This is a genomic window from Rhodopseudomonas parapalustris, assembly GCF_053772255.1.
In genome coordinates this window covers 62,133-87,612 of the sequence record NZ_JAMKBZ010000016.1, presented here as the reverse complement: position 1 = coordinate 87,612, position 25,480 = coordinate 62,133, and the positions used below count along the sequence as shown (strand labels likewise).

At 58.4% G+C, this 25,480-nt stretch carries 9 protein-coding genes and 1 other annotated feature (1 of these 10 running past the window's edge); of the genes, 3 read left to right on the top strand and 6 right to left on the bottom strand.

Annotated features, from left to right (window positions below):
- The first annotated feature begins 31 nt into the window (after positions 1–31).
- Together M9H71_RS15310 and M9H71_RS15305 are read left to right on the top strand one after the other, a co-directional pair.
- On the top strand, positions 32–847 hold the full coding sequence (locus M9H71_RS15310) for a hypothetical protein (protein WP_455405823.1): 816 nt from the start codon (positions 32–34) through the stop codon (positions 845–847).
- Positions 802–2,004 carry a GNAT family N-acetyltransferase gene (locus M9H71_RS15305; RefSeq protein ID WP_455405822.1) on the top strand — a complete coding sequence of 401 codons (1,203 nt, stop codon included), beginning with the start codon at positions 802–804 and terminating at the stop codon, positions 2,002–2,004. The genes M9H71_RS15310 and M9H71_RS15305 overlap by 46 nt, the downstream gene beginning before the upstream one ends.
- Here M9H71_RS15305 and M9H71_RS15300 read toward each other — a convergent pair.
- The 5 genes from M9H71_RS15300 to M9H71_RS15280 all read right to left on the bottom strand — a co-directional run bounded on the left by M9H71_RS15300 (position 1,990) and on the right by M9H71_RS15280 (position 15,068).
- Complete coding sequence (locus tag M9H71_RS15300) at positions 1,990–2,544, bottom strand: hypothetical protein (protein ID WP_455405821.1); 555 nt, start codon at positions 2,542–2,544, stop codon at positions 1,990–1,992. The genes M9H71_RS15305 and M9H71_RS15300 overlap by 15 nt on opposite strands.
- Positions 2,545–2,772: 228 nt before the next feature.
- Positions 2,773–3,033 (bottom strand): hypothetical protein, encoded by a 261-nt coding sequence (locus M9H71_RS15295; protein ID WP_455405820.1) that lies wholly within the window; start codon positions 3,031–3,033, stop codon positions 2,773–2,775.
- Between the two features lie 308 nt (positions 3,034–3,341).
- Positions 3,342–11,633 carry a S8 family serine peptidase gene (locus M9H71_RS15290; RefSeq protein ID WP_455405863.1) on the bottom strand — a complete coding sequence of 2,764 codons (8,292 nt, stop codon included), beginning with the start codon at positions 11,631–11,633 and terminating at the stop codon, positions 3,342–3,344.
- Between the two features lie 21 nt (positions 11,634–11,654).
- A complete protein-coding gene (locus M9H71_RS15285) occupies positions 11,655–14,090 on the bottom strand; it encodes a cadherin-like domain-containing protein (protein ID WP_455405819.1) in 2,436 nt (811 codons plus the stop codon).
- A gap of 204 nt (positions 14,091–14,294) precedes the next feature.
- Entirely contained in the window at positions 14,295–15,068 is a 774-nt protein-coding gene (locus M9H71_RS15280) for a tetratricopeptide repeat protein (protein WP_455405818.1), read from the bottom strand.
- Between the two features lie 287 nt (positions 15,069–15,355).
- Here M9H71_RS15280 and M9H71_RS15275 point away from each other — a divergent pair.
- Positions 15,356–16,587 (top strand): IS3 family transposase gene (locus M9H71_RS15275; RefSeq protein WP_455405817.1). Its coding sequence is split into 2 segments (ribosomal slippage): positions 15,356–15,647 and positions 15,647–16,587, totalling 1,233 coding nucleotides; the frame shifts between segments, so codons are not numbered across the junction.
- Positions 15,640–15,756, top strand: a sequence feature (AL1L pseudoknot). It overlaps the preceding gene by 117 nt.
- A 609-nt stretch (positions 16,588–17,196) precedes the next feature.
- Here M9H71_RS15275 and M9H71_RS15270 read toward each other — a convergent pair.
- Positions 17,197–25,480, bottom strand: partial view of a tandem-95 repeat protein gene (locus tag M9H71_RS15270; protein WP_455405816.1) — the 3' portion only. It continues 21,482 nt past the right edge of the window; 8,284 of the gene's 29,766 nt are visible here — the last part of the coding sequence; its start codon lies off the right edge, out of view; the stop codon is at positions 17,197–17,199.

Here is a 25,480-nt window from a genome sequence, read left to right as displayed (position 1 = left end):
GCACGCCTTTCGCGAACGTAAACTCCAGTACATGACGTCACAAACATTCCAAGGGACCGATGACACCAACGAGCACCGCCGCACAATCGGCATTCTTGCCGAGAGTGGCGCGAGCATCTTCGACTGGGATTTAACGCAACAGGCCATTCAATCCGGTGGCTGTCGAATCGTCTTCTTCACCGAGTTCCCGCAAAACAGCTATCGGCGGCGCTGGAGCCAGATGCCCGCGCGACTGGCGTGGAGGATGCTCGCTCGGATCGAGGACAGGGTGGCCAAGGCAGTCCACCTCAGCTTTCGGGCCGTTGACAGTATTCCGCTCGCGTGCGCGTTCGAAAGCTATTTCAAGGAATTTCCTGCCGCCGAGATCGCCAAGGTCATTGAGGCCAACGTGGATCTACTCATCCGCCTTGGCGGCCGTGGAATCTACCGCGGTTCGATTCTGGACGCGGCAAGGCACGGAATGATTTCCATCCATCATGGTGACAATCGCCTCTATCGCGGCGGTCCGCCCGGCTTTTGGGAAATCATGAACGGTGAAGCACGATGCGGCTATATCGTGCAGCGTCTAACCCGCGTGCTCGATGGCGGCGAGGTGTTGGCGCGAGGTGAAATCGCGACGGCGCGCTTTGCTGCCTTGAACCGCGTACGCCTTTTCAAAACTGCAGATGCAGCACTCGCAGCGATCGTTGCGGATTTCGTTCGCACAGGAAGGCTCCCCGAGCCGGAGCCTCCATACGAACAGCTTGGCCCCATCTACCGGATGCCGAGCTTGGTTGATCTCGTACGATATGTCTGGAGGACGTGGGTATCGCCTTCATCAGTTCGGAGAGTTTGTCCCGGGAAATGAAGCAGCCCGAACTTCAGATTGAGACCTTCAATCTGGCCGACGCATACGAGATGTGGCCTCTCGTGGACGCCGATGCCGTAAAGCTGCCTTATCAGAACCTCGACTGGCTCTGGGCGTGGACAGCGCATGTCCTGCCCAAAAACGCTCGCCCGGTGATCGTCGTTGGAACGGTCGGCGGCAAGATCGTTCTGCTCCTGCCTTTGATGATGATACAGGTCTTCGGAGTGACGGTTTGCCGATGGCTGGGCGGCAGCGTGCAAAACGTCAACGCCGGACTCTTCGATCGCGAATGGTTGGAACGTGCTCAGCCGGCCGACATGACCGCGATCTTGAAGGTCGTGGCTGGGCGTTTCCCGGAGATCGCGTTGTTTCATCTCGAACGGCAGCCCAAAGAATTGTTCGGCACGCCAAATCCCCTCGCAGTCGTCGGAAGGACAATCCGCCATTGCGACCCGCTGTATCGCGCGACCATGGGTGATGATTTTGAAGCATGGGAGAAGGTTCGGCGATCAAGAGGTTCACGCAATCGGCTGCGTCGGCGGCAAAAGCATCTGGAGGCAGCGAACGGTACTGTTCAGGTTGTGAAGGCGAGGACAAAAGATCAGGTAGCGATCATCCTTGCCGCATTTCTGCGCCAGCGCGAGCATTCCCGACGGATCGGGCGGATTCCAAATCCGTTCATGGAGAAACCGGTGCAAGATTTCGTCTTCGCCGCTGCCGTGTCCGGCCTATCCAGAAAGGAGGGGTTGCATCTTTTCGCATTGCAGGCGGGCGACCAGATCGTCGCTGTCAGCATGGCCCTGAGGAGCGGATTGCGCCATTCAGGTTTTGCGATATCGATGGACGAAACCTATTCCGAGTTCAGCCCTGGCAAGATCCTTGAGCGCGACGTACTGAAACAGCAGCATGAGGCTGGTGTTCGGGAGATCGACTTCGGCATCGGCGAAGATAGCTACAAGATGGAATGGACGGATAGGACCGAGCTTGTCGATTCGTTCATTCCACTATCTGTAGCCGGACACGCGGCCGCGCGTGTCCTCGAGCGTGTCACCCGTGCAAGGGGAATGCTCAAGCGCAGCACTTTATTCCGGTCTTCACTTCGAAAATTTCGTTCGACTATCCGGCGCGCCGGTGTGGCGAACTCAGCCCATCTTTAACGGGCCGTACATCCCGCTTTCGACCATCGCCATGTAGACCTTCTTCATAACAAGTGCCGTGTCCTGAGTGACGAACAGCGATGAGCGGCTTCCATGTGGCGCGCCCAGCAAATACGGTCGCATTGTTTCCCACCTTTCCGCCCGTGACGACCACTTCCATGCCGGAAGTTCTTTCTCGATCATCAGTGGGACAGCGAGCTTTTTCGGCACCATCTTTCCTATTTCCAGCGGAGATGACCACTCGCAACGGACCAGTACAGGCTGCACGCCGGAATTGTAAAACGGCACGTCGAGCACTTCGGCGGTAATCGAGGCGCTCGGATGGTGGGGCAGGGCATCTACGGATTCCACGATCTTCTTCCCGCTGACGTATGGGCAGGTGAGGAAACCATGCGCAAAGCAGATCGTATGATCGAGGCCGTTGTATCCGCAACGATCGCTCGGAGAGGTTTCGGGATTTCGGTCGTCATGGTTCGACACCAACGGATGCCAAGTCGGATAGCCTTCAACAACAGGGCCGCACTCGTCGATGATGTCCATCAAAACATTCCCACTTCGCTCGCGCTCAGCGGGTGTGAGATTTCTTGAGAGGAGATAGCCCTTTGCACGCTCGTACCCGTTGGCCGCCGCCTCGTCGGCTCGGAAAGCCATCGATAGTCCTCCATAACTGCTGAGTGTTACGCATGATACTTAGAATTCGTGCGTAAAATGTCAAGAAGACGCATGAGTCGCATAATATGCATTATGGAACATAACTATTTGAAATCATTATTCTTTTTTGTTTTCTGTCCAATGTGCAGCGGTGCCGCCAATATCGAGGAATCGGCCGAGAGAACGTAGATGGGCCGCGATTTCGAGCAGCAGATGGTCGCGACGGCCGTACACCTCGAAGATGCGGTCAAGTTCATCCTCGGCCGCATCCAACTCCTCCAGCTCGCCCAGCACATAGCCGCGGTGGCCAATCGCGCAAATATCGCAGCCGGCGGCGATGATCTCCTGCACGAAGCTCGGAATCTGTTCGGCAGTCATGCGTTTCCTCGTTCGTTCTCTCGGTGCCGAGATTCCAATCTACAATATTGAGGTCGTCATTCCCGTCGCGGCAATAACCGATCACTTACCCAGCACGAACCAGCGTTGATCGAAGCTGTTCTGGACGAATAGGCCACCGCGGCATGACGTCTAGCCGGGACACCAATGCGGCCGCTGCCAACGACCGCTTGATGCAGCTCGTCGACTTTCGTTCGCGCAAGCCTCAGCCCGAAACAGGCTGAGGATCAAACGGTTTCCGTGCAATCACACGATCTGGGGTCGCGGCTTTTGGAAGCGCGTGCGTCCGTTCAGCTTGCAGCCGCGAAATGCTGCCCCAGCGAGCGTGCCTCATCCGGATACATCCGGTCCGTCAGCTCACCTCGCGACACGCCGAAGACCGAGAGGTCCTGCCGCATTGTCGAAATACGCCGACTAAGCAGGAAGTCGTCCGCTCCACTCCCGAAGCTTCTCCGCGTATCGGGAAGCGGCTGCCCATGCTGCTTGTCATCGCCAAAGCCGCGCTCAAGCGCGTCACGAAGGTCCCTGACCTGTAGAGATCCTGCACTCTTGGTGCCGAAGCGTTGAGGCGATCGGCTTTCGTCATTAGCAAAGTCGGGCAGCTTCGCTCCGCCACCACCCCCTCCCCCAGGAGAGTGAGTCTCTGCATGGTTTGCGGCAGGTCCGCTCGACACGGCGCTGTTTGCAGACGGAGCGCCGGCTCCACCACCGGCAGACGGCTCCGCACCCTGGCCGGTCTCAGCCGACGCGGAGTAGGCCTGCGAGGCAAAGGTTTCGGCAGTCGAGCTGTCGGCACTGTCAGACTGCCGTTGTGACATGCTTTGGCTACTTGCATCGAAGATGAAATCGTCAGCGAGCGTGATATGTCCCGTCGCGACGCCTGCAAGCCACACTTGCGAGGTGCCGTACTCAACCAACACACCATCCCCGGCATACTCCGTAACGGTGACATCCTGTGCAGCCGTATCGATGGTTACACCGGTGCCCCGCAGGTCGATCTTGTCATTGCCGTCGGTAAAGTCGTCGACCTGAAGGTCGCCGCTATCCGCATGGAGGACGATGATGTCGTTCCCTGCGCCGGTCGTGATCCACTTCGTTCCGCCCTGCCCCTCGAACGTGTCGTCGCCATCGCCGCCCTCCATGATGTCGTCGCCGGCGCCTCCGCGCAGCGTATCATTGCCTCCTAGTCCTGCGAGGACGTTATCGCCGGAGTCCCCAATCAGAGTGTCGTCGGACGCGCCGCCAACCACGTTCTCGATCGAGATCAATGTTTCGGTCGTGTTGTCCTCACCGACCGCTTGCCCGGTCGAGAGATCAAGTGTCCACGACATCGTATTGTAGCTGAAGTCAGCGGTATCGATGCCGTCACCGCCATCGAAGGTGTTGACTCCCAAGCCACCGTCCAGGGTATCGTCGCCATCACCTCCGAAGAGACTGTCGTTGCCATCACCTCCCATCAGATAGTCATTACCGCTATCGCCATACAACGTGTCATCGCCGTCAAGGCCGGCCAGCGTATCATAGCCGGCCTGCCCCATGAGCACGTTGGCGTCGGCGCTGCCGATCAGGCTATCGTTGGAGGTGCCTCCGATGAGATTCTCGATTGAGGTCAGTGTTTCGGTTGTAGCATCCTCACCGATCGCTTGCCCGATCGAGAGATCAAGCGTCCACGCCATGGTGTTGTAGCGGAAATCAGCGGTATCGCTGCCGGCGCCGCCATCGAAGACGTCGACGCCCAGTCCACCATCAAGAATGTCGTTGCCGTCTCCTCCGAAGAGGCTGTCATCGCCATCGCCACCGTCGAGATAATCGTCCCCGCCGTCGCCGTAGAGCGTGTCATCGCCATCGACGCCGGATATCTCGTCATCGCCGGCCTGTCCCATAAGCACGTTGGCAGTGGCGCTCCCAATCAATGTATCGTTGGATTTTCCACCGATGAGATTTTCAATTGAGATCAACGTTTCGGTCGTATTGTCCTCACCGATCGCCTGCCCCACCGCGAGATCGAGCGTCCATGCCATCTCGTTGTAGCGGAAATCAGCAGTATCGATGCCGGCGCCGCCATCAAAGTGGTCGACTCCGAGCCCACCGTCAAGGATGTCGTTGCCATCCCCTCCGAAGAGGCTGTCATCGCCATCGCCACCGTCGAGATAATCGTCCCCCACGCCGCCATACAGCGCGTCATTGCCGTCGATGCCGGACAGCGCGTCCTCACCACTGCTTCCCGTGATGATGTTGGCGAGCGCGTTCCCCTCGCCTGTGAACCCGCTGGTCGTCGTTCCAGTCAGATTTTCGACGTTCGCTCCAAGCGCATAGATCGACAATGACGTTCGGACCTCGTCAATCCCTTCGTTGGCGTTCTCGTTCACGACGTCGCCGGACGAATCTACGATGTAGAGATCATTTCCAGCGCCACCATTCATGGTGTCGTTGTCGGTTCCGCCGTCCAGAGTGTCGTTTCCACCAAGGCCGTTCAGCGTATCGTTGCCGCCGAGGCCATTGAGGACGTCCTCTTCAATCGTTCCCGTTAGCGTGTTCGCCGACGAGGTGCCATTCTCCGTACTACCCGCGACATTGGTGATATCTAACGTGAAGGACTTGTCGAGGGTCATGCCATCCTTGTCAGTGACCCGCACAGTAACGTCATGCGAGATGGCGCTCTCGTAATCCAACAATGCTCCATCAGCTACAGTAATCGTGCCGGTGTTAGCGTCGATCGCAAAGCGGCCGTTGGAATCGTCGATAAAGGTAAAGGTCGGCACATCGCCAACATCCGGGTCAACAGCCGATATTGTCCCGACGATCGAACCATTGACGGAGTTCTCAGCGACCGATGCGCCGGTGAATGTTGCGCTTGTCGGTGCATGGTCTCCTGCCGCCACGGCCGCAATATACGTACGATCCCAGGACGTGCCATCCTCGAATTCAATTATCTCGATCCCATAACCAAACAAGAGCTGGTTGTAGAGCGTAATCTGTTCGCCTGTGCTGGCGATCTCGATAGTTACATGGTTGCCGCTCGTCTGGACGACAATCCCGGATGCAGTATTGTCGGACAATCGTAATACATCTACTTCGGGAGTGGTGTCTTCGTCGATGATATCGTTTCCATCACCCGTCGCATAAATGTAGGTATCAGAGCCGTACCACCCATCTATGTAATCGTCGCCGGCTTGGGCATAGATGGTGTCGTTCCAGAATGTTCCTTTAATGCTCTCGCTGACGTTCGTCCCATACAGGATTGCGTGAGAGGCCATCGCATTCCAATCCCAGACAGTACCGTCGGTGAAGCGGACATCCCTTGGCCCTGTATTTTGCAGTACATTGTTGAGCGTAATCGTCCCGCCGTCAGCAACTTCAAATACCACCGTGGATGGATTGCTGCTGTCGCGGAAACCAACGATGTTGTCAGGAGTGATGCCCGCACCAAACATCAAAGATCCATTGCCACTCACGATAGTATCGTGTCCGTCGCCAAGACCGTAGTAGAAGACAGTCGTCTCGGAGCTGTCACCCGTGAGCGTGTCGTCGCCACCTCCGCCCCAAAGATAATCATTCGTAGATGCGCCGGCATAAGAGCCCGTTAGAACATCGGCTCCAGAGGTGGCATTGCGGCCACCGTAGAGTCTAAGGAGATCTTCGGCGAGTAGGATCGTTGAACCGTCGAACGAGACTTGTTCCACACGCGATCCAGTGTAATTGAATTGGCTGTCGATCGTCACCGTGGTGGAGCTGTTTGTAAAACTCAGAACCATATCAAGCGAATCGGAACTGGCTCGTGCAACTCGTAGATCGGCGGCGCTCAATCCCGCACTAAAAATAATCTTGTCTGTTCCAGCAGCGTCGACAGCCTCGTAAATCGTGTCAGCGCCATCGTCAAAACCGACTAGGTATGAGTCGGACCCCGAATAGCCATAGAGTGTGTCGTTGCCCGCGCTTCCAGCGATCTCATCGTCGCGACCGACAAAGCCACGGATAGTGTCGTCTCCCGCGGTCTCCATGTAGAGTATTGAGCGTGCCTTCAAATCATCGAGTGTCCAAGTCGTCCCGTTCGCGAACTCCACCCGTTCGACACCACTACCCGCGGCATCGGAGAATTCGCCATCGATCGTAATTCCTCCCGTGGAGCCCACATGGAGAATTACGTCTGTCAAGTCGCTCGGTACCCGTTCCACCGCGACGTCTTCTGGATCGATGTCCGCGCCAAAAACGATGCGATCCGTATCGCCTCCGATCGCACTCTCAAAAATGGAGTCATTGCCGTCGCCGACCGCATAGAAGTAGGTATCGTCGCCGGAGTAGCCGTACAAGCTGTCGTTGCCCTGCAGCCCGTTGAACGTATCGTCGAAGTTTCCGACCCCGTAGAGACTATCGTTGCCAGTAGTTGCGACGATACCCTCCATCTCTTGTCGCAATCGCTTGCTGGTCCAGTAAGTCTGATCTCCAAACCACAGCTCTTCGATGCCGTAGTTAAAGCTATTATAGAACTGCTCGTCGAGGAAAATGGAGCCGTCATAGCCAACGAACGATAGTGTAACGTCGTCTGTGTCTGTAACAGAGCGGGTTAGAACGATGTCCTGAGCGAGTAGGGTCTCGCCAAGGACCAGCTTATCGGTCGAAGACGAATCGACACTCTCGTAGATACTATCGGCCCCGTCGCCGGCGGCGAAGAGGTAGGTATCGGAACCACTTAGGCCACGTAAAACGTCGTCACCAGTTCCCCCATGAAGTGTATCGGCCTTGGAGCTAAAGCCCCATATGGAATCATTCCCCGAAGTCTGGACCTGGGCGAGATAGGCAGCCTCTAGGTCAGCTTCGCCCCAAATTGTTCCGTCGCTGAACTGAATGAGCCCGATCCCGTAGCCATAGCCTCCGCCATAGAATTGCTCTTCAAGAAGAACGGAGCCGCCGCCAGCGAAAAGCAACTTGACATCATCCGTATCGCTGGTGGATCTCTCAAACGTCAGATTGCCGGGCGTAATTCCTTCACCCAAGACCAGGCGATCTACCGCGGTCGTTTGCACTTCCTCAAAAATCGTGTCGTCCCCGTCTCCAAGACGATAAAGGTAAGTGTCCGACCCGGATAATCCTCTCAGAACGTCGTTGCCTTTCCCGCCCTCAAGGATGTCATCAACACCGGTGAAGGCCATGACCGTGTCATTACCGTCCGTTTGCACCTGATCCAGATAGGCAACTCGGAGATCGGCGACACTCCAGGTCAAGCCGCTGCTGAATGTAATGTCCTCGATGCCGTATCCGAATCCACCTCCATAGAATTGTTCGTCGAGGAATATCGAACCATTTCCGGCGCCAAAACTAAGCGTCAGATCGTCAGCGTCGCTGACGGACCGGATCATGGTCAGATTGCGCGGATTGATACCAACACCAAGCCTCAAGTGATCGGTGGAAGTACTATCGACGCCCTCAACAATGCTGTCAGAGCCATCGCCACGCTCGAAGCTATAAGTGTCGGATCCCCCTTGGCCGGTCAATTGATCATCTCCACCGGCTCCGGAAAGAAAGTCCGCCTTTGAGCTTCCAATCAGTTGATCGTTGAAGTTACTGCCCTCGATACCTTCGATGCTCAGAAAGACATCACCTGTCGTGTCCGCTCCAGTCATCACGCCGGTGCTGAGATTGATGGAAATGCCGGTCGTAGAGTCGAGATAGCTTGCTACATCGACGCCGGAACCACCATCGAGAGTGTCGGCACCGGTCCCCCCGCGAAGCACGTCTGCGCCGGCACCTCCATGCAAGGTATCGTCGCCGGCACCCCCGAGGAGAATGTCGCGACCCTCATCACCTGAAAGAACGTCGGATCCTGCTCCTCCATCTAACCCGTCGTCGCCCTCTAACCCCTGAAGGATGTTCGCGTTGTCGTCGCCGGTGAGATAGTCGCTCTTCGCTGACCCGGTAATGTTCTCGATATCGACCAAGACATCGCCTGACGCATCGCCTCCAGATGCGGTTCCCGCGAAAAGATCAACGATGACTGCGTGTGAAGACGCGCCATAGTCCGCGGTGTCCGTACCGGTCCCGCCATCCAGGAGATCAGATCCCGCGCCGCCTACAAGGGTATCGTCATCATCTCCGCCGTAGAGTTCATCGTTGCCAAAACCACCATCGAGATGGTCATCGCCGCCGTTGCCGTGAACAGTATCGACACTTCCCAAGCCAAGGAACGTGTCGGCGCCTGCAACTCCGGCATAAGTCACCGTGGGGTTGACGGTGACTGTAACGGTGGCCCGTCCCTCGCCGAAGTTGCCATCGGAGATGCTAAAGTCAAACGACGTCGTACCGACGAAGTCGGGAGCCACATCAAAGCGGACCAGATCGTCATCGGTTAGAGTAACGGTCCCATGACTAGATCCGAAGACGTAGAGGAGAGACAAATCGTCTCCGTCCGCATCCACGGCACCGGCCAGAAGGTCCAACTCCGACAGCGAGAGGGGCTGGCGTTGGATCAGGGTGATGGACTGCGACGCAGCGGTCGGTCCGGTGTTTGCACCGCCGATATACACCTGCTGGTCATAGAACTGAAGAACTTCAACGCTCGTGAGGGTATCCGTCCCATCGGCTCCGGTTACTGTGGTAATCCCTGATGCAGTCGAGATCGTGTAGCTTGCTGACAGCCCGACGAAATAGGCAATATCCCAGCCAGTTCCGCCGTCCAATACGTCGTCACCCGCGCCACCATTTAATGCGTCGTCGCCCTCCCCTCCTGAAAGAGAATCTGCCCCATCGCCGCCTTGCAGGAGGTCATCCCCGGTGCCGCCAACGAGAGCATCATCGCCCTCCATCCCCTGGAGATGGTTGTCATTCGCATCACCGGTCAGACTGTCTGAGAACGACGAACCGCTAAGACCGCTGATATTCATGAGAACGTCGTTGGTCGCATGCCCGCCAGAGGCGGTCCCTTGCTCCAAGTCGATCTGAACTGCGGCATCGGAGCGTTCATAAGACGCTGTGTTGACGCCTTGCGCTCCATCGAGCGTGTCGCTCCCAGCTAATCCCTCAAGAACGTCATCGCCGCGGCCACCATTGATGTAATTGTTGGCGCTATTGCCGCTGACAACGTCGTCGCCATCTCCAAGGTATGCCGCCTCGATAGTAGCGCCGCTTGCGATAACGAGAGAATTGCCAGCTAATTGACTCTCTACGCCGCTCTCCAAACTGAGAAGTGAGTTCTCAAAGATTGCAGACGCATTGATCACATCGTAGCCGGCAGTGTCCGACAAAGTCCTGCGGCTCGCATTTGCCGTCCCGGTGAGCTGTCCATAGTCCTGCGTATAAATGTAGGTGTCATCGTTTGAGGCCAAATCGCCAAAAATCTTCAACGACCAGGAGTTGAGAGTACCGACTTCGCCTGTAGCCGCATCGCGAACGACCAACGTCCAATCACCAACACTGCTCTCGCCCCAATCATGGGTCGTCGAAAAGGTCCAGTCGATACCGTCTGCGGTTGAGCCGCGATCAGTGGTGGAATCCGGGTCCACCTGGATACGGTTGAGCAGAACGCTTTTCGTTCCGTCCGGAGAAATAAGTTCAAGGACAAGATCCCCGATATTGGAGTGAGTAATATTTACCGACACCTCGACGTGATCGATCTCGATATCCTCAATGACGTAGACAGTGCTAGACGTCGTGAGACCGGTATTATCGGGAATGCTGTGACCGACTGTCTTCGAAACAGACGTCGACGCTTCGTTGCTAGATGTGCTCGTTTTCGTCCAGGTCTCAGCAAGCCGGACTGCCGCCCGCGCGTCGATAAGTCCGAATCCATAGTCGCGACTTACGTGAAGTCCCCCGCCATTCCAGTTTGTGGCACCATTTGTTTGCCAGCCGATATCCTCCGGGTCGGTATTCCAGGCGGAGTACGCGAGAATCTCTTGGACATCCCTCCAACCCAAAAGGGGATTTGCCTCGAGGAGCAGAGCGGCGACGCCCGCAACTAAAGGTGCCGCAGCGGATGTACCGCTGCCCCAGGCGAGGTCGGGGCCTACGTCCTGATTTGAACCGCCGAAGCCATTTTCCCCGGGGCGATCTGTGCTGACAATATCGCCGCCTGGTGCAACAACAAGGATTGACGTGCCAGGGCTGCTGAAATCCGACACCTTTCCATTCGCATCAATCGAGCCAACGGTAATGACGTGCCGGGAGCTTTGATCGGCGTACTGGTTGGCATCCTCCCCCGATGCGCGTTCATTGCCGGCGGCAAAGACTGTGATCGTGCCCAGTCCTCCGCGTCCCTCCTCAGCCTGCTTGCGAATTGCGTCTGTGCTTCCGGTAGGGTGATAGTCCTTGAAAATGGTGGCCCGTAGATCGACCCAGCTGTTGTTAACGACGTCAAATGCGCTGAAACTGCCGTAATCCATAAACAGGCCGGGTTGTTGACCCGTCACAAGTGTAGCGTCGTAAGCGACTCCAACGATCCCATCACCGTTCCGCGACGCACCAACAAGACCGGCAACGTATGTGCCGTGAATGCGGTCTCCCAGCGTAGAGATATATTGGGGGTCTAGATTTGGCGCGAGATCGGTCTGCGTCGAGTCAATTCCGCTGTCGTCTATGACAACCGAAATGCCTTCACCGGAATAGTCATCCTAAACATCAACGATATTAATCGCATCGAGCGCCCACTGAAGCGAGTAGAGTTTATCCGACGGTAACGCTCGCAGCAGCCGAAGCTCGCTCGTCGCTTCACCCTGCCCCCCGTGGCCATCCTCGACTCGATATGAAAAGCTGCCAATCGAGGGCGCAGTAGTGCTGGAAGAGAATGTAATGTTACCGTCCGACCGAAGTGAGACGGCCCCGCCGACCACTTTCGAGATCCCGGTGATGTGAAGGCGATCATTGTCGGCATCATTGTCGTTTTCGAGTATCGTAGCCCCGTGCAATAAGATGTCACCGGAGTTACGAACTTGCCAAACTTCGCCTTGAACATCGGGGTTGTTGTTGCTACCGCCGAGATGGATAGACCCATCGACAAATAGCAAACGCTCGACGTCCTCAACATAATCACTCCCGTCGTCGCCATCCGCCGTATTCAGATCGGTGATGTTGTAACCATCGCCCGACTGAATGACGGAGTAATCAGAAGACTGTCCCGTGTAGCCGGCAACATCCGTTCCCATCCCACCGAGTATGGTATCGTTGCCCACGCCACCGGTGAATAGATCGTCTCCATTACCTCCGGTCAGAAGATCGTTGCCGCCGCCGCCGTCCATGTCCACGCTCGTGGGTCCGCTCGCTGTAAACTGATCGTCTCCTTCATTTCCGAAGATGAGTTCGATCGAATGAGCGGTAATATCCAGCAACATGCTGTCGGGGGTCGTGACGATCGCGATATCCTGGCCATCGCCGCCGGAAACTAGAAGATCATCGGAATCGATGAAAAGGATGTCGTCGCCATCGCCGCCGTTTAGTTGGTCGGCGCCAACGCCACCCGACAACAAATCATTGTTGTCTCCGCCTAGCAGGATATCATTGCCGGCGAAGCCATACAGCGCAGCGTCGGCAGTGACGCCAACTGCCGAAAGGGTGTCGTCGCCACCGGTACCGTAAGCACCCTCGCCATTGATCGCGGCCAAGTACAACGAGATGCCGCTGGAACCGTCGAGGTAGATTAGATCATAGCCATCTCCGGCGTCGACCTCCCTCGAAAGATCGTCGCTATCGATCACCAGAATGTCGTTTCCAGCTCCAGCAATGAGCCGATCTGATCCCACTCCACCAGCAAGAAGATCATCGCCGGCGCCGCCGGTCAGGTCGTCGTCGCCATCGCCCCCCAGTAGCTGCGACGGAGCAACGCGGTCGGCGAGGAGAATGTCGTTGCCGTCCCCACCGATTGCACCGCGGTAAAGAGAACGCGAAATATCGATGGTCTCACCGACGCCATCTGCTGCGATCCGATAGCGAAGAGTGTCCCCGCTATCGTAGATGATCGAGAGCACGTTGCCATCGACGCTTCCGATGAATCCGTCGGCGTCAAATCCAAGGCTTGTAGTATATGTTTGAATGGTTCCCGTCGTCGTCGTCGCGGTCGAAGAATGGAAGACGACGGCACCGTTGAGAACTTCACCAATGATTGAACCAAGGGGAGCGTCGGCCGGGTCAGCGAAGATCTCGCTAGGATCGACAAGCGTATTTCCATTGCTGTCGAACCAGTAAATCGTTGTGTCCGGCGAAGGTGTAACCGAAGTGCCGCTCAGGCTTATGCTCGTAATCCCGGCGGCATCAAGACCGATGAGTTCGCCGCTCTCGGAAACGCCATTCTGATTCAAATCTCTCCAAAGGCGGAAATCGGCAAATTGGGTATCGTTCGAATCCAGCACCCCATCGCTGTTTGTATCGTATCCACGCAGTCGGTCGAGGTCAGTAAGCCCGGTAGCGCCACTTTCAGCAAAAGTCAGCTCCGCCGCTTGATCGATTATCCCGTCTAGGCCCAGATCAATGACGAGAAATGCGTCGTCAGCACCGATCCAGGAAGTTGAATCGAAAAAGCCGTCATCGTTCCAGTCGAATGTAACGAGTGATTGCCACGCCGGGATAAGATCAATGCCATCGCCATCGAGATCGAAGATAAGTGGCTCAGCCTTATTGAAGTTCTTTGTGACATTCTGCCTCGCCGCGCCAAGTTCAAAGTTCGATAGATCCAGCTGAAAGCTGACAAAAAGTCGCACAAGAAGAGTGATCGAGGCATCAAGAAGGAGTCCAGCGGGTCCGCCGATACGTAGAGATGCTGCTGCACTAGCTGCGCCGACACCGTCGGCAGCGGTACTCCATGCCTCATTATTGGCGTCCGCTGCATCGAGTCTGGCCACAAGCCGTTTTTTTCGTTCCTTGTCGACGTCCCCGACGTCTTTTTCAGTGGCGCCCGGGTCGTAAGGGCTCACCCCTTTCTTTGAAACTTCCACAGGATCTTCGTCCGGTTTACGGCGATCTGGGGGAAGTTTGGGTGACCAGTTTCTTGGCTCGTCAGGGGGAGGAGTCGGATCAAGACTTGGCCGAACAGCTTCTTGTTCAGTCGATTGTGTCATGGTCCCCTCCCACTAGGTCGTCCACCGATGGACGCTTACGTCAGTTCTTCCACCCAAACGTTGCATTGTATTATTTGTCTCTTGAACGCGCCCTGCGACGGCGGTGTCAAGGGAGTCTGTGAAGGTTCGGCAAGACAAGCGGAACTTGAGTCTAGCGGACGGTCGATGCGTCCGATCAGGCTCTGTGGAACCCCCTGCATCGGACTAGTTTCCCCCCAACTCGCGAATCCGTTTCGCTATAGCCTCTTCAGAAGGATCAAGTTTCAGAACTGCTTCGAAGTCAGCGATCGCTTGCTTGGTATCGCCAAGCCGTTGATAGGAAACTCCCCGCCACTTCAATACGTTGATAAAGTCGGGACTGGCGTCAAGCACGACGTTGAAATCGTTGATCGCGGCATCGTAGTTCTTCAGCCTGAAATAAGCGTGTCCCCGACCCGCTCGAAGGCGTTCTATTTCACCTTTTGAAAGATCTCCCTGGGCAAGGGCGTCCACGTAGTCCTTCAGTGCGCGTTCAGGTTGACCTGAACGATTGTACGCCTCAGCTCGCCCGAGATAGAAAGTGCCATACTTCGGATTGAGTCTTATTGCCTCGTCAAACCGGTTGATCGCCTCGCCGAATTTGCCTTGATTGGTGAGCACGAGGCCCTGTCCATTCGGAAACCTGCCGTTGTTTGGGAATAGCTTGGCTCCGGCGGTATAGTCGGCGAAAGCGAGGTCTAGGCGATTACGCCTAAAATAGAAGTCGCCGCGATAGTCATAAGCCCTTGGATCGGACTGCCCTACAAGTCCGATGACCTCTGTGTAATCAGCCTCAGCTCGATCCGGCTTTTTCGCGAGGGCGTATGCCAAGCCTCGCATCATTAATAACTCCGCCCGATCTTTTACGTCTGGCTGTTGGTTGAGGCCCGCTGAATATATTTCGATAGCACGTTCGAACTTAAGTTCGCCGATCGCTGCCGCAGCCTTTACAAGGGACATCTGAATATCAGATGCCGATGCCGCTGAACAATATGACGCAAATGATGCAGCCAGTGCGAGAATGAAGGTACTGCAGAGAGCTCGTATCGCGGCGAAAAAGCATAAGCCCGATCGTTCAATAATCTGGAGTACGCAACGTAAGCCGATAAGACGTTGAGCGATAAGATGCGTCAGATCATCACATGCGTTTCCAGGGACCAAGGGTCGTTGGGTGGGACACGTGTCAGAAACTGGTGGTGAACCGCCCCGGGTTTGCCGGAGGCTCCAACTCCTGAGAGGATGGAGCCATGACGAGCAAGACGACGAACAAATTTTCCCCCGAGGTGCGCGAGCGAGCGGTTCGGATGGTTCTGGATCACGCCAGTGAGCACCCGTCGCGCTGGGCGGCGGTGACGTCGATCGCGGCCAAGATCGGCTGCACGCCGCAGACGCTGCATGACTGGGTCAAGAAGGCGGAAGTCGACAGCGGGAAGCGGGCCGGCGTTCCGACCGAGATGGCCGAGAAGCTGAAGGCCCTGGAACGGGAGAACCGCGAGCTCCGGCAGGCCAACGAGATCCTGCGCAAGGCGAGCGCCTATTTTGCGACGGCGGAGCTCGACCGCCGATCCAAGCCATGATCGCCTTCATCGACGATCATCGTGGGGCGTATGGGGTCGAGCCGATCTGCAAGATGTTGCCGATCGCCCCCTCGACCTACCACGCTCATGTCGCCAGGCGGCGCGATCCCGCGAAGCTGTCGGCACGCGCCAGGCAGGACGCCTCCCTGAAGACCGAGGTTCGGCGCGTGTTCGAGGAGAACTTCCAAGTCTACGGCGTGCGCAAGGTTTGGCGGCAGCTCCAGCGCGAAGGCTTCGATGTCGCGCGTTGCACGGTGTCGCGATTGATGCGGCAGATGGGCCTGCAAGGGGTGATCCGCGGCAAGTCGATCAGGACCACGATCAGCGACACGGCCGCGCCGTGTCCGCTCGATCACGTCAACCGCCAGTTCAAGGCACCCAGGCCGAACGTTCTGTGGCTGTCCGACTTCACCTACGTGGCGACCTGGAGCGGATTCGTCTACGTCGCCTTCGTGATCGACGCCTATGCCCGCCGGATCGTCGGCTGGCGGGCTTCGCGCACGGCGCATGCTGGCTTCGTGCTCGACGCGCTGGAGCAGGCCCTGCATGATCGGCGACCGATCCATCGCGGCGGCCTCGTCCACCATAGCGACCGCGGCAGCCAATACGTCTCGATTAAATACACCGAACGCTTGGCCGAAGCCGGCATCGAACCTTCGGTCGGCAGCGTCGGCGATTCCTACGACAATGCTCTCGCCGAAACCATCAACGGCCTCTACAAAGCCGAGGTGATCCATCGGCGCGGGCCATGGCGCAGCTTCGAGGCAGTCGAGTTCGCCACCCTGGAATGGGTCGACTGGTTCAACAATCGACGGCTCCTCGAGCCGATCGGTAACATCCCGCCGGCCGAAGCCGAGCAACGCTACTACGCCAAGCTGGAGCAGCCAGCCATGGCGGCCTGACTTAAACCAAACGGCCTCCGGCAAACCCGGGGCGGTTCATGGATGTAGGATTGCAACGCTCATACACGCATTGGTAGCATGTTGAATCATGCGCGCAAGATGAATCTATGCGGTGAGCCTCGGTGAGTGGTGCTGAGACCGATGGGATGTGTGTCAAATTGTTTGCATCCCGAGTAGGTAGCGTCATTCAGTATGTTTGTGATCAGGCATATTCCTCGCCGAGTGCGCGAACGGCTGTTGAGGTTGGCTGAACTAGAAAAGTGGCGAACTGAGTTAACTGTAAGCAGCGCGGAGCCAGCGAACCATCCGCAGATCGGCGCGAGGCATGTTACGACAATATCGTGGATGCGCGAAACGCGAACACGCCTGATTTTGCCGCGAAATACTGCCCCAGCGAACTTGCGTCATCTCGCAACATCCGATCCGTCGAACGGTTATGCCGTTGACGTCGATCTCAATGGCGGGGTGACGGCGCCCTTACCGGCCCACAGGTCACCCCACAACCCTTCGCGTCACGATACATTCGGTCCTGACGAAGCCGTTTCCGACAATAGGCTGCACCGCAAATCTGCGACGAAGACGGCCTTGCTGCTGCAAGGCTGTCTAGGCTTAGCTAGCTGCCGCGAAGTGCTGTCCCAGCGAGCGAGCCTCCTCCGGATACATCCTATCCGTCAACTCGCCACGTGAAACCCCGAAGACCGAAAGGTCCTGCCGCATCATCGTAACCCGCCGATAGAGCAGGAAGTCATCCGATCCGCCTCCAACGACTCTCGGCGTCTCCGCGTAGTCCTGCTTGTGATCTTTCTGGTCGCCAAACCCGTTGGCGAGCGCATCCCGCAGCCCGTCGAGTTGGGAAGAAAGCCCGTCGCGTCCACCAAGGTGATGCTCCGGTGTCTCCTTGCTCCGGTCAGGATCCGGCAGCTTGGCTCCGCCACCACCGCCTCCACCTCCACCTCCACCTCCACTGAAGGAGGACAGCGCCTGGACAGTCGACCCGCCCGATCCGGTTTCACCATCGGCACTCGCATCACCCCCGCCAGCGGGCGTTTGGATGACCTGCTCAGGGCTGGCATCGAAGATGAAGTCGTCGGCGAAGGTGACAAGCCCGGTCGACACGCCTGCAAGCCAGATCTGGGACGTGCCGTACTCGACCAGCACCCCGCCGTCGACGTACTCGGTCAGCGTGATGTTCTGCGCGGCAGTTTCGATAGTCACGCCCGTGCCGCGCATATCGATCTTGTCGCTGCCATGCGTATAGTCGTCGACTTGGAAGTTGCCGCTATCCGTCCGGAAGATCAGCCTGTCGTTCCCCGAGCCGGTCGAAATCCACTTGGTGCCGCCCTGTCCTTCGAAGGCATCGTCGCCGTCATCGCCTTGCATGACGTCGTCGCCGGCACCGCCACGCAGCGTGTCGTTGCCACCTTCACCGAACAGCACGTCGTTGCCGACATTGCCCGTGATAACGTTGTCGAATTCGTTGCCGTCGCCCGTAAATCCGCTCGTTGTGGTTCCGGTCAGATTCTCGACGTTGGCTCCGAGGCTATAGGTCGAAAGCGAGGTTCGTACCTCATCGCTCCCTTCGTTGGCGTTCTCGTTCACCACATCGCCGGTGGTGTCGACGATATAGAGGTCGTTGCCGGCGCCACCATTCATGGTGTCGTTTCCGGTGCCGCCGTTCAGCGTGTCATTGCCGCCGAGACCGTTCAGCGTGTCGTTTCCGCCGAGGCCGTTGAGAACGTCCTCTTCGTTCGTCCCCGTCAGCGTGTTCGCGGAATTGGTTCCGTTCTTCGTGACGCCGGGGACATTGGTGAGGTTCAGCGCGAAGGCCTTGTCGAAAGTCATGCCGCCTTGATCAGTGACCCGCACCGTGACGACATGCAAAGTCGCGTTCTCGTAATCGAGCAGCGTACCGTTGGCGACGGTGATCTGCCCAGTCACCGCGTTAATGGCAAAACGGCCGCCCGCGTTTCCAATCAGACCATAAGACAGGACCGTTCCGGCATCAGGATCAACACCGGCGACCGTTCCGACGACTGTGCCGTTGGTTGCATTCTCGGCGACCGAGCCGCCGGTCAACGTGGCCCCTGTCGGCGCGAGATTGCTTCCTGCGCCCGCGCCGAAGATGAAGTCGTCGGCGAAGTTGATTACGCCCGGCGCAACGCCGGCAAGCCAGATCTCCGAAGTGCCGTACTCCACCAGCACGCCGCCGCCGGCATACTCGGTCAAGACGATATTCTGTGCCGCCGTGCCGAGAGTCAGGCCAGTGCCGCGCATGTCGATTTTGTCGCTGCCGTCGGTGAAGTCGTCGACCTGGAAGTCGCCGCTGTCCGAATGGAAGACCAATCTGTCGTTCCCGGTGCCGGTTGAGATGTACTTCGTCCCTCCCCGGCCTTCCAACGCATCATCGCCATCGCCACCCTGCATAACGTCGTCGCCGGCGCCGCCACGGAGGGTGTCGTTACCACCTTCACCGAACAGGACGTCGTTGCCGGTGTTGCCGGTGATGACGTTGTCGAGAGCATTGCCTGTGCCGGTGAATCCGCTCGTGGTCGTGCCGGTCAGATTCTCGACATTGGCTCCGAGCCCATAGCTCGAGAGCGCGGTTCGGACCTCGTCGATCCCCGAGTTTGAGTTTTCGTTCACAATGTCGCTGTTGGAATCGACGATGTAGACGTCGTTGCCGGCGCCACCGTTCATGGTGTCGTTTCCGGTCCCGCCATCGAGGATATCGTTGCCGCCAAGTCCGTTCAGCGTATCGTTGCCGCCCAGCCCATTGAGGACATCTTCCTCATTCGTTCCGGTTAGCGTATTCGCCGACTTGTTTCCGGTGCTGGTGATCCCAGCGACGTTGGTGAGGCTCAGCGTGAAGGCCTTGTCATAGGTTAGGCCTCCCTGGTCGGTGACCCGGACGGTGACGACGTGCGCGGAGGCGCTTTCGTAGTCAAGCAGCGAGCCGTCCGCGACGGTGATCTGGCCACTCGCCGCGTTGATGGCGAACCGTCCGCCGGCGTTGTCGGCCAGCGAATAGCTGAGCACCGCTCCGGCATCGGGATCGGCGCCGGTGACGGTACCAACAACGGTGCCGTTCGCCGAATTCTCTGCCACAGAGCCGCCGGACAGCGTCGCGCCGTTCGGAGCCTGATTGGATGGGACGATCGTGTAGGTGATCGTTGAGCGTGCCGCGCCACCATGACCGTCCGATACGTCAATGGCAAAGCTGTCTGTACCGGTGTAGCCGGCCGTTGTCGCGAAACTATAAGCGCCGGTCTGTGCATTTACCGTCACCGTGCCATGGGCGGCCTGGACTGCGACCGCGTAGGTCAACACGTCTCCGTCGACGTCGGAAGCAGCGACCTGCCCCGTTGCAGTCTGACCACTTCCCACCGTGCCTGACGCGTCGATTGCGACAGGCGCGTCATTGACATTCAGGATTGTCAGGTTGAACTCGTCCGACACCTCGGCAAGACCGTCGGAGGCCGTGATCCGCAGCGACACCACTCCGTTGAAGTCTGCCGGCGGCGTGCCGACAAGTGCAAAGGCGTTGGCATCGAAACTCAGCCACGAAGGCAGCGGCGAGCCGTCGCTCAGCTTCACGCTATAGGTAAGGCTATCGCCATCGACGTCCGTCACCAGGCCGGTCTGGAGAGCGATATTGAACGCTGTCTCCTCATTGGCGAACCGATCGGAGTACGGCGCTTCGAGAACAGGTGCGTCGTTAACCGGGTCGATCACGAGGTCGAAGGCGCGGGTTGTCGAAAGTGTCCCGTCGCTGGCAACGAGTTGCAGGGCAATCGTCCCGGCCATGTCCTGGGGCGGCGTTCCGCTTATGCGGCCCGTGGCGGCGTCAAACGTGAGCCAGGACGGCAGTGCTGTGCCGCCGGCACGTTGGAGCGAAAGCATCAACGTGTCACCGTCGGCATCGCTCGCCGTTCCCCCCGGAAATGTAAAATCGATCACGGCGTCTTCATTGGAGTGAATGGTGGCGATCGGCCCAATCACCGGAGCCGAGTTGGCCGCGCTGACGGTCACCGTCACCGACGACTGGGATGTCAGCGATCCGTCGCTCACCGTGTAGTTCAGGACGAGCTGTCCCGACTGCTGCGGATCACGGTTGATGACGACATTGCCCTGTCCATCGAGAGCGGCCGTGAAGCCGTCGCCGTTCGCCACACCGGTCACCTGCAGGGTGTCGCCATCGACGTCAGAGTCGTTGGCAAGCAGCAGGGCAACCGGAATGGTGATGAGGGTGGCTGTGCCGGCGTCGTAGCTGTCTGGAGCGGCCACGGGGGCATCGTTGACCGGCGTGATCGTCAACGTGATCGGCTTCACGGTCGTGACGATGTTGTCGTCTGCGGTCAGCTCCAGCGAGATTTCGCCGTTGAAGTCGGCGGGCGGATTGCCGGAAAGGGTCAGCGTGCGCCGATCGAAGCTCAGCCAGCCCGGCAGTGGGCTGCCGCCCGGGCCCTGCAGGTCGACCAGCAGCAAATCTCCGTCTGCATCGGTCACCAGCGAAGCCGGCAACGTCACGCTGAATGTCTGGTCCTCGGCCCCGACCAGCGCCGGGACGGTCCCAATGACCGGAGCATCGTTGACCGAAGCGACCGAGATCGCCACGCGAGCTGTCGCCGTTGCACCGGTGGAATCCTGGATTTCGTAGTCGAACCAGGCCGGTCCATTGCGATTGGCGGCAGGCGTGATGATGAGATGGCCAATGCCGTCCTCGGTGACGGTGACGCCGTCGCTGCCCACCACGCGGTTGAACACGATGCCCTGGTAATCTGCATCGTAGTCGTTCGCCAGAAGACTTGTCGCCAGAATGGTCAACGGCGTGTCTTCTGTCATGCTCAGCGTGTCGCCGACCGCGACCGGATCGTCGGCAACGGGCAGCACGTCGATGGTGACGGTGGTCGAAGCCTCATATCCGGCTTGATTGGCTATGGTGTAGGTGACCGTCATTCGGCCGAAGAAATCGGCCTGCGGCGTCACCCGGTAGAGGCCGTTGCCGAGATCCACGGCCTGACCCGCTCCGAAGCCACGGAACGTCAAGGCTCCGCCGTCGGGGTCGTAGTCGTTGGCCATGAGCACAGTCGGATCGAGGTCGATGTAACCGTCCTCGAGAACTTCGTAGCCGCCGTCCGAGACTGCGATCGGCAGATCGAACTCCGGCATCACCGTCAGATTGACCCTGCCAACGCTCTCCGCGCCATGTTCGTCCCTGACCCGGTACGAGAAGGAGGCGTTGCCGTAATAGTCGGCGCGCGGCGTGAAGACTGCTGTGTTGCCGTCAAGAACCACGGTGCCGTTGTCACCGTCGAACACCTCGACGATCGAGAATGAATCGCCTTCGACGTCGTGGTCGTTGGCCAGCAGCGTCGCCAGGCTGATCGCAATCGGCGTATCTTCCGTCGTAACAAATCCGTCGTCGGTGATCGCAATCGGTGCGTCGTTGACCGCGGCAAAATTCAATTGAATCGTGCCGGTGCCGGTGCGGCGGCCGTCGGAGATCGTATATTCGAACGTGACGAGGCCATTGACGTTCTCGTCGGGCACGAACTGCAACTTGCCGCCCGGAAGAGTGTAGACGCTGGCATCGTCGCTGATGTCGCGAACCGAAACAAACTGGAACGTATCTCCGTCCGGATCGAAATCGTTCGCAACAAGGTCGGCGATGTCGACGACGAGAGGCGTGTCCTCAATCCCGTCGAACGTATCGGTGACCACGACCGGCGCCTGATTGGTCGACTGGACGAAAACCTCTACGTGGCCGACCGAGCTGCCGTCCGTCCCATCACTGACGGTGTAGTCGAATCCGGCATAACCGTCGAAATTGTGGTCAGGCGTGAAGATGACGTTGGTGCCGTCGAACGCGACGGTCCCGTGGATGGCATTGCTGACATCAATCAGCGTGAGGGTGTCGCCGTCGACGTCGGAATCGTTGGCAAGCAAGGTCGCCGGGTCGATAACGAGCGGCGTGTCCTCGATTGCGACGACAGAGTCGTTCTCGGTGACAGGCGGGTCGTTCACTGCTGCGACCTCGATGGTCACAGTCGCCTGGGTGCTGCCGTCCTTGTTGTCGGTGATCGTATAGATGAAGCTGTCCGTGCCCGAGAAGCCGGGCGTCGGGACATACGTCAACGTTGCGCCGATATTGCCGTTGAAGAACGACTTGGCGTTAAGGGTCGCAACCACTCCCGTGTCGTCGGAGACGCTGTAGGCGAACTCGAGTTCACCACGATAGGTGAACGGCACCGTGGCCGTGAGCTGACCGGTCTGCGCATCGACAGTAATCCAGTCGGGAAGTGCGGAACCGTCCGCCATTGTAACGGCGTAGGTGCCGCCTGCGACTGTCGGCAGATCCTCGGGTGCGTCGATCGTCTTGACCGCAAGATTGAGCGTCAGTTGGCCATGCGCCGGCTGACTGATGCTGGTGGCCTGGAACGCGTCGCCATCGTCATCACGGTCGTTGGCAAGCAATGCCGCCATATCAAACGTTGCCGTCTGATCTTCGGTCGCAAACACCGTGTCGTTGCCGGCGTCGGGGATTTCCGGCGTCGGCCGGACGTTCATGACGATGATCGCGGGGTCGGCCGAGACCGCACCCTTCTCGTCTCGGGCGGTATAGACGATCGCGATCGAGCCATTGAAGTCCTCGGGCGCGGAAACGTTGATCCGCTCGGCAAGGACATCGGCCGAGAATCCCGTCTTCTCATCGACGTGATAGGTTGCGTCGACGCGCAGATCGGTGATCACCGACATTGTCGGCATGCCCGCGCCGTTGCCGGCGATGTCGATCCGCACGGGGATCGCGCCGACAAATTCCGGTGGCGGGACGCCTTCGAAGGCCAGAGTTTCGCTGTTGAATGTCAGCCAGGACGGCAGTTCCACGAGGCTTTCGCGGCTTGCCGTGAGGGCGCTGGCGTCCCCAAGATCGAGTGCGAACAGGCCCTGGGCCGCGAAATAAGCGTCGTTCGCCAGAAGCGCGTTGATCGCAGGATCGAGCGGTACGGTGGGATCGATCACGAACTCGAGCGCAAAACCGCGTTTGCTCGACGCGTAGGTGTCCTGCGGCAAGGTCGTCTCGGTCGGCGTGAAGATGATCTGCACGCGCGCTGGCTCGGCATCGGGCTGCGGCGGAATGCCGGTCAGTTCGACCGTCATCGTTTCCGCGTTGAAGGTGAGCCAGGACGGAAGCGGACGCCCGTTTGCCAATCGGGCCGTGAAGGTGCCATGCCCGATGTCGAAGAGGGCGATGTCGCTGTCGTAGGCAATACCTTCGGGGGCGAGCGCCGGGTCGATCGTCATCGTCTCGACGAACGTGACGGCGTCCACCATACCTGCCTTCTGGTAGGTGAAGGTCAGGCTGACGTCGAAGGGGTCGGTCGTTCCCACCGGAGCGGTTCCGGAGAATGTCAGAGTGTCCGGGTCGAACACCAGCCAGGCAGGCAGAGACGTGCCGTCGGAGAGTTTGGCGGTGACGGTCGTATCAGACGTGAGCGACTGTGCACCGAACTCGAACGCGGCCGTATAGTCGCCGCGGACCTGATATCCCTGCAGAACTTCGGAAAGATACGAAATACCGCCGGCAAGATCGCCGGCGTCTTCGGCGTCAAATGTAATCCGATGCACGAAAGCTGAATCGGAGGCCGGATCATAGACCTTGATGAGGACCGAAACAGGCCCCTCTCCAACGGGCATAACGCCCTGGAACGTCATCGTCAGGTCATCGAACGTCAACCAGTCCGGCAGCGGATCGCCGTTGTTCAGGCTGGCGGAATAAACGGCGTCGGCCGACAGGAACTTGTTGTTGTCGAGAACGCCCATGATGCCGGCGCTCTCGAAGAACAGGACATCGCCGTCCGGCTCCATGTCGTTGCCGAACGCTTCGGCGGCCAGCACGAAGATCGCGCCGTCTTCGACGCCATAAGCCATGTCGTCGCGCAGGATCGGGGCGTCGTTGTCCGGCATCACCGTGATGGAGACAAACGCTTCGTCGTAACCGCCATTGCCGTCGGAAACGTAATAAACGAAGCCGGCTTCGCCGTTGTAGTCGGCGCGTGGCGTGAAGACGATCATGCCGTCTTCGCGGATCGTCACCTTGCCGTTGAGCGGGAAGCGCTCGACACCCGACAGCATGACGATATCGTCCAGCGGATCCGTGTCGTCGGTGTCGTTGGCGAGCAGAGTGGCCGGGTCGATGACGATCGCCTGGTCCTCCAGGGTCACGAAGCCGCCATCGTCGCGCGCGATCGGCGCGTCGTTGAGCGGGATGACCTTGATCTTGACGGTAATGGTCGAGGCCGCGCCCCGTTCGTCAAGCAGATCGTATTGGAAGGTGGCGTCGCCGAGCGCATCCGGTGTGAACGAGATCGTCCCGGTCTGCGCGTTCAGGAGAGCGGTGCCGTTGGTCGCGGAATGAATGCCGACGAAGGTGAAACCGTCGTCCTCGATGTCGTAGTCGTTCGCGAGCAGGCTCGCGACCGTGATATCCGTGGTCCGCTCGAGCCGGATCGTACGCCTGTCCTCGCCGCTGCGCGGCGCATCGTTGACCGGATTAAAGTAGAGCTGAACAGTCGCCGTCGAGGTCAATCCATCGGGATCGGCGACGATGTAGGTGAAGCCGGCATAGCCAAAATGGTCGAAGGCCGGCAAGAACTCGATGTAGTCGCCTTTGATCCATGCGGCAACATTCGTTCCTTTCTGCAGATATGGAGCGGAGAAGAACGGATAGAGCGGCTGGCCGGCCTCGTCGAAGAGCGGCATCGTGCCGATGATCGTCAGCTCATCGCCATCCACGTCGATGTCGTTGGCGACCAGAACGGAAATCGGAATCTGGAAGATCGTGTCTTCATCGAAGTAGAAGATCGTGTCCTCATTAACGCCGACCGGCGCGTCA

What these genes read in the sequence shown, in the direction of transcription:
- M9H71_RS15310 (WP_455405823.1), top strand. Translation starts at nt 32, where the DNA reads ATGACGTCACAAACATTCCAAGGGACCGATGACACCAACGAGCACCGC.
- M9H71_RS15300 (WP_455405821.1), bottom strand. Translation starts at nt 2,544, where the DNA reads ATGGACATCATCGACGAGTGCGGCCCTGTTGTTGAAGGCTATCCGACT.
- M9H71_RS15295 (WP_455405820.1), bottom strand. Translation starts at nt 3,033, where the DNA reads ATGACTGCCGAACAGATTCCGAGCTTCGTGCAGGAGATCATCGCCGCC.
- M9H71_RS15285 (WP_455405819.1), bottom strand. Translation starts at nt 14,090, where the DNA reads ATGACACAATCGACTGAACAAGAAGCTGTTCGGCCAAGTCTTGATCCG.
- M9H71_RS15280 (WP_455405818.1), bottom strand. Translation starts at nt 15,068, where the DNA reads ATGTCCCTTGTAAAGGCTGCGGCAGCGATCGGCGAACTTAAGTTCGAA.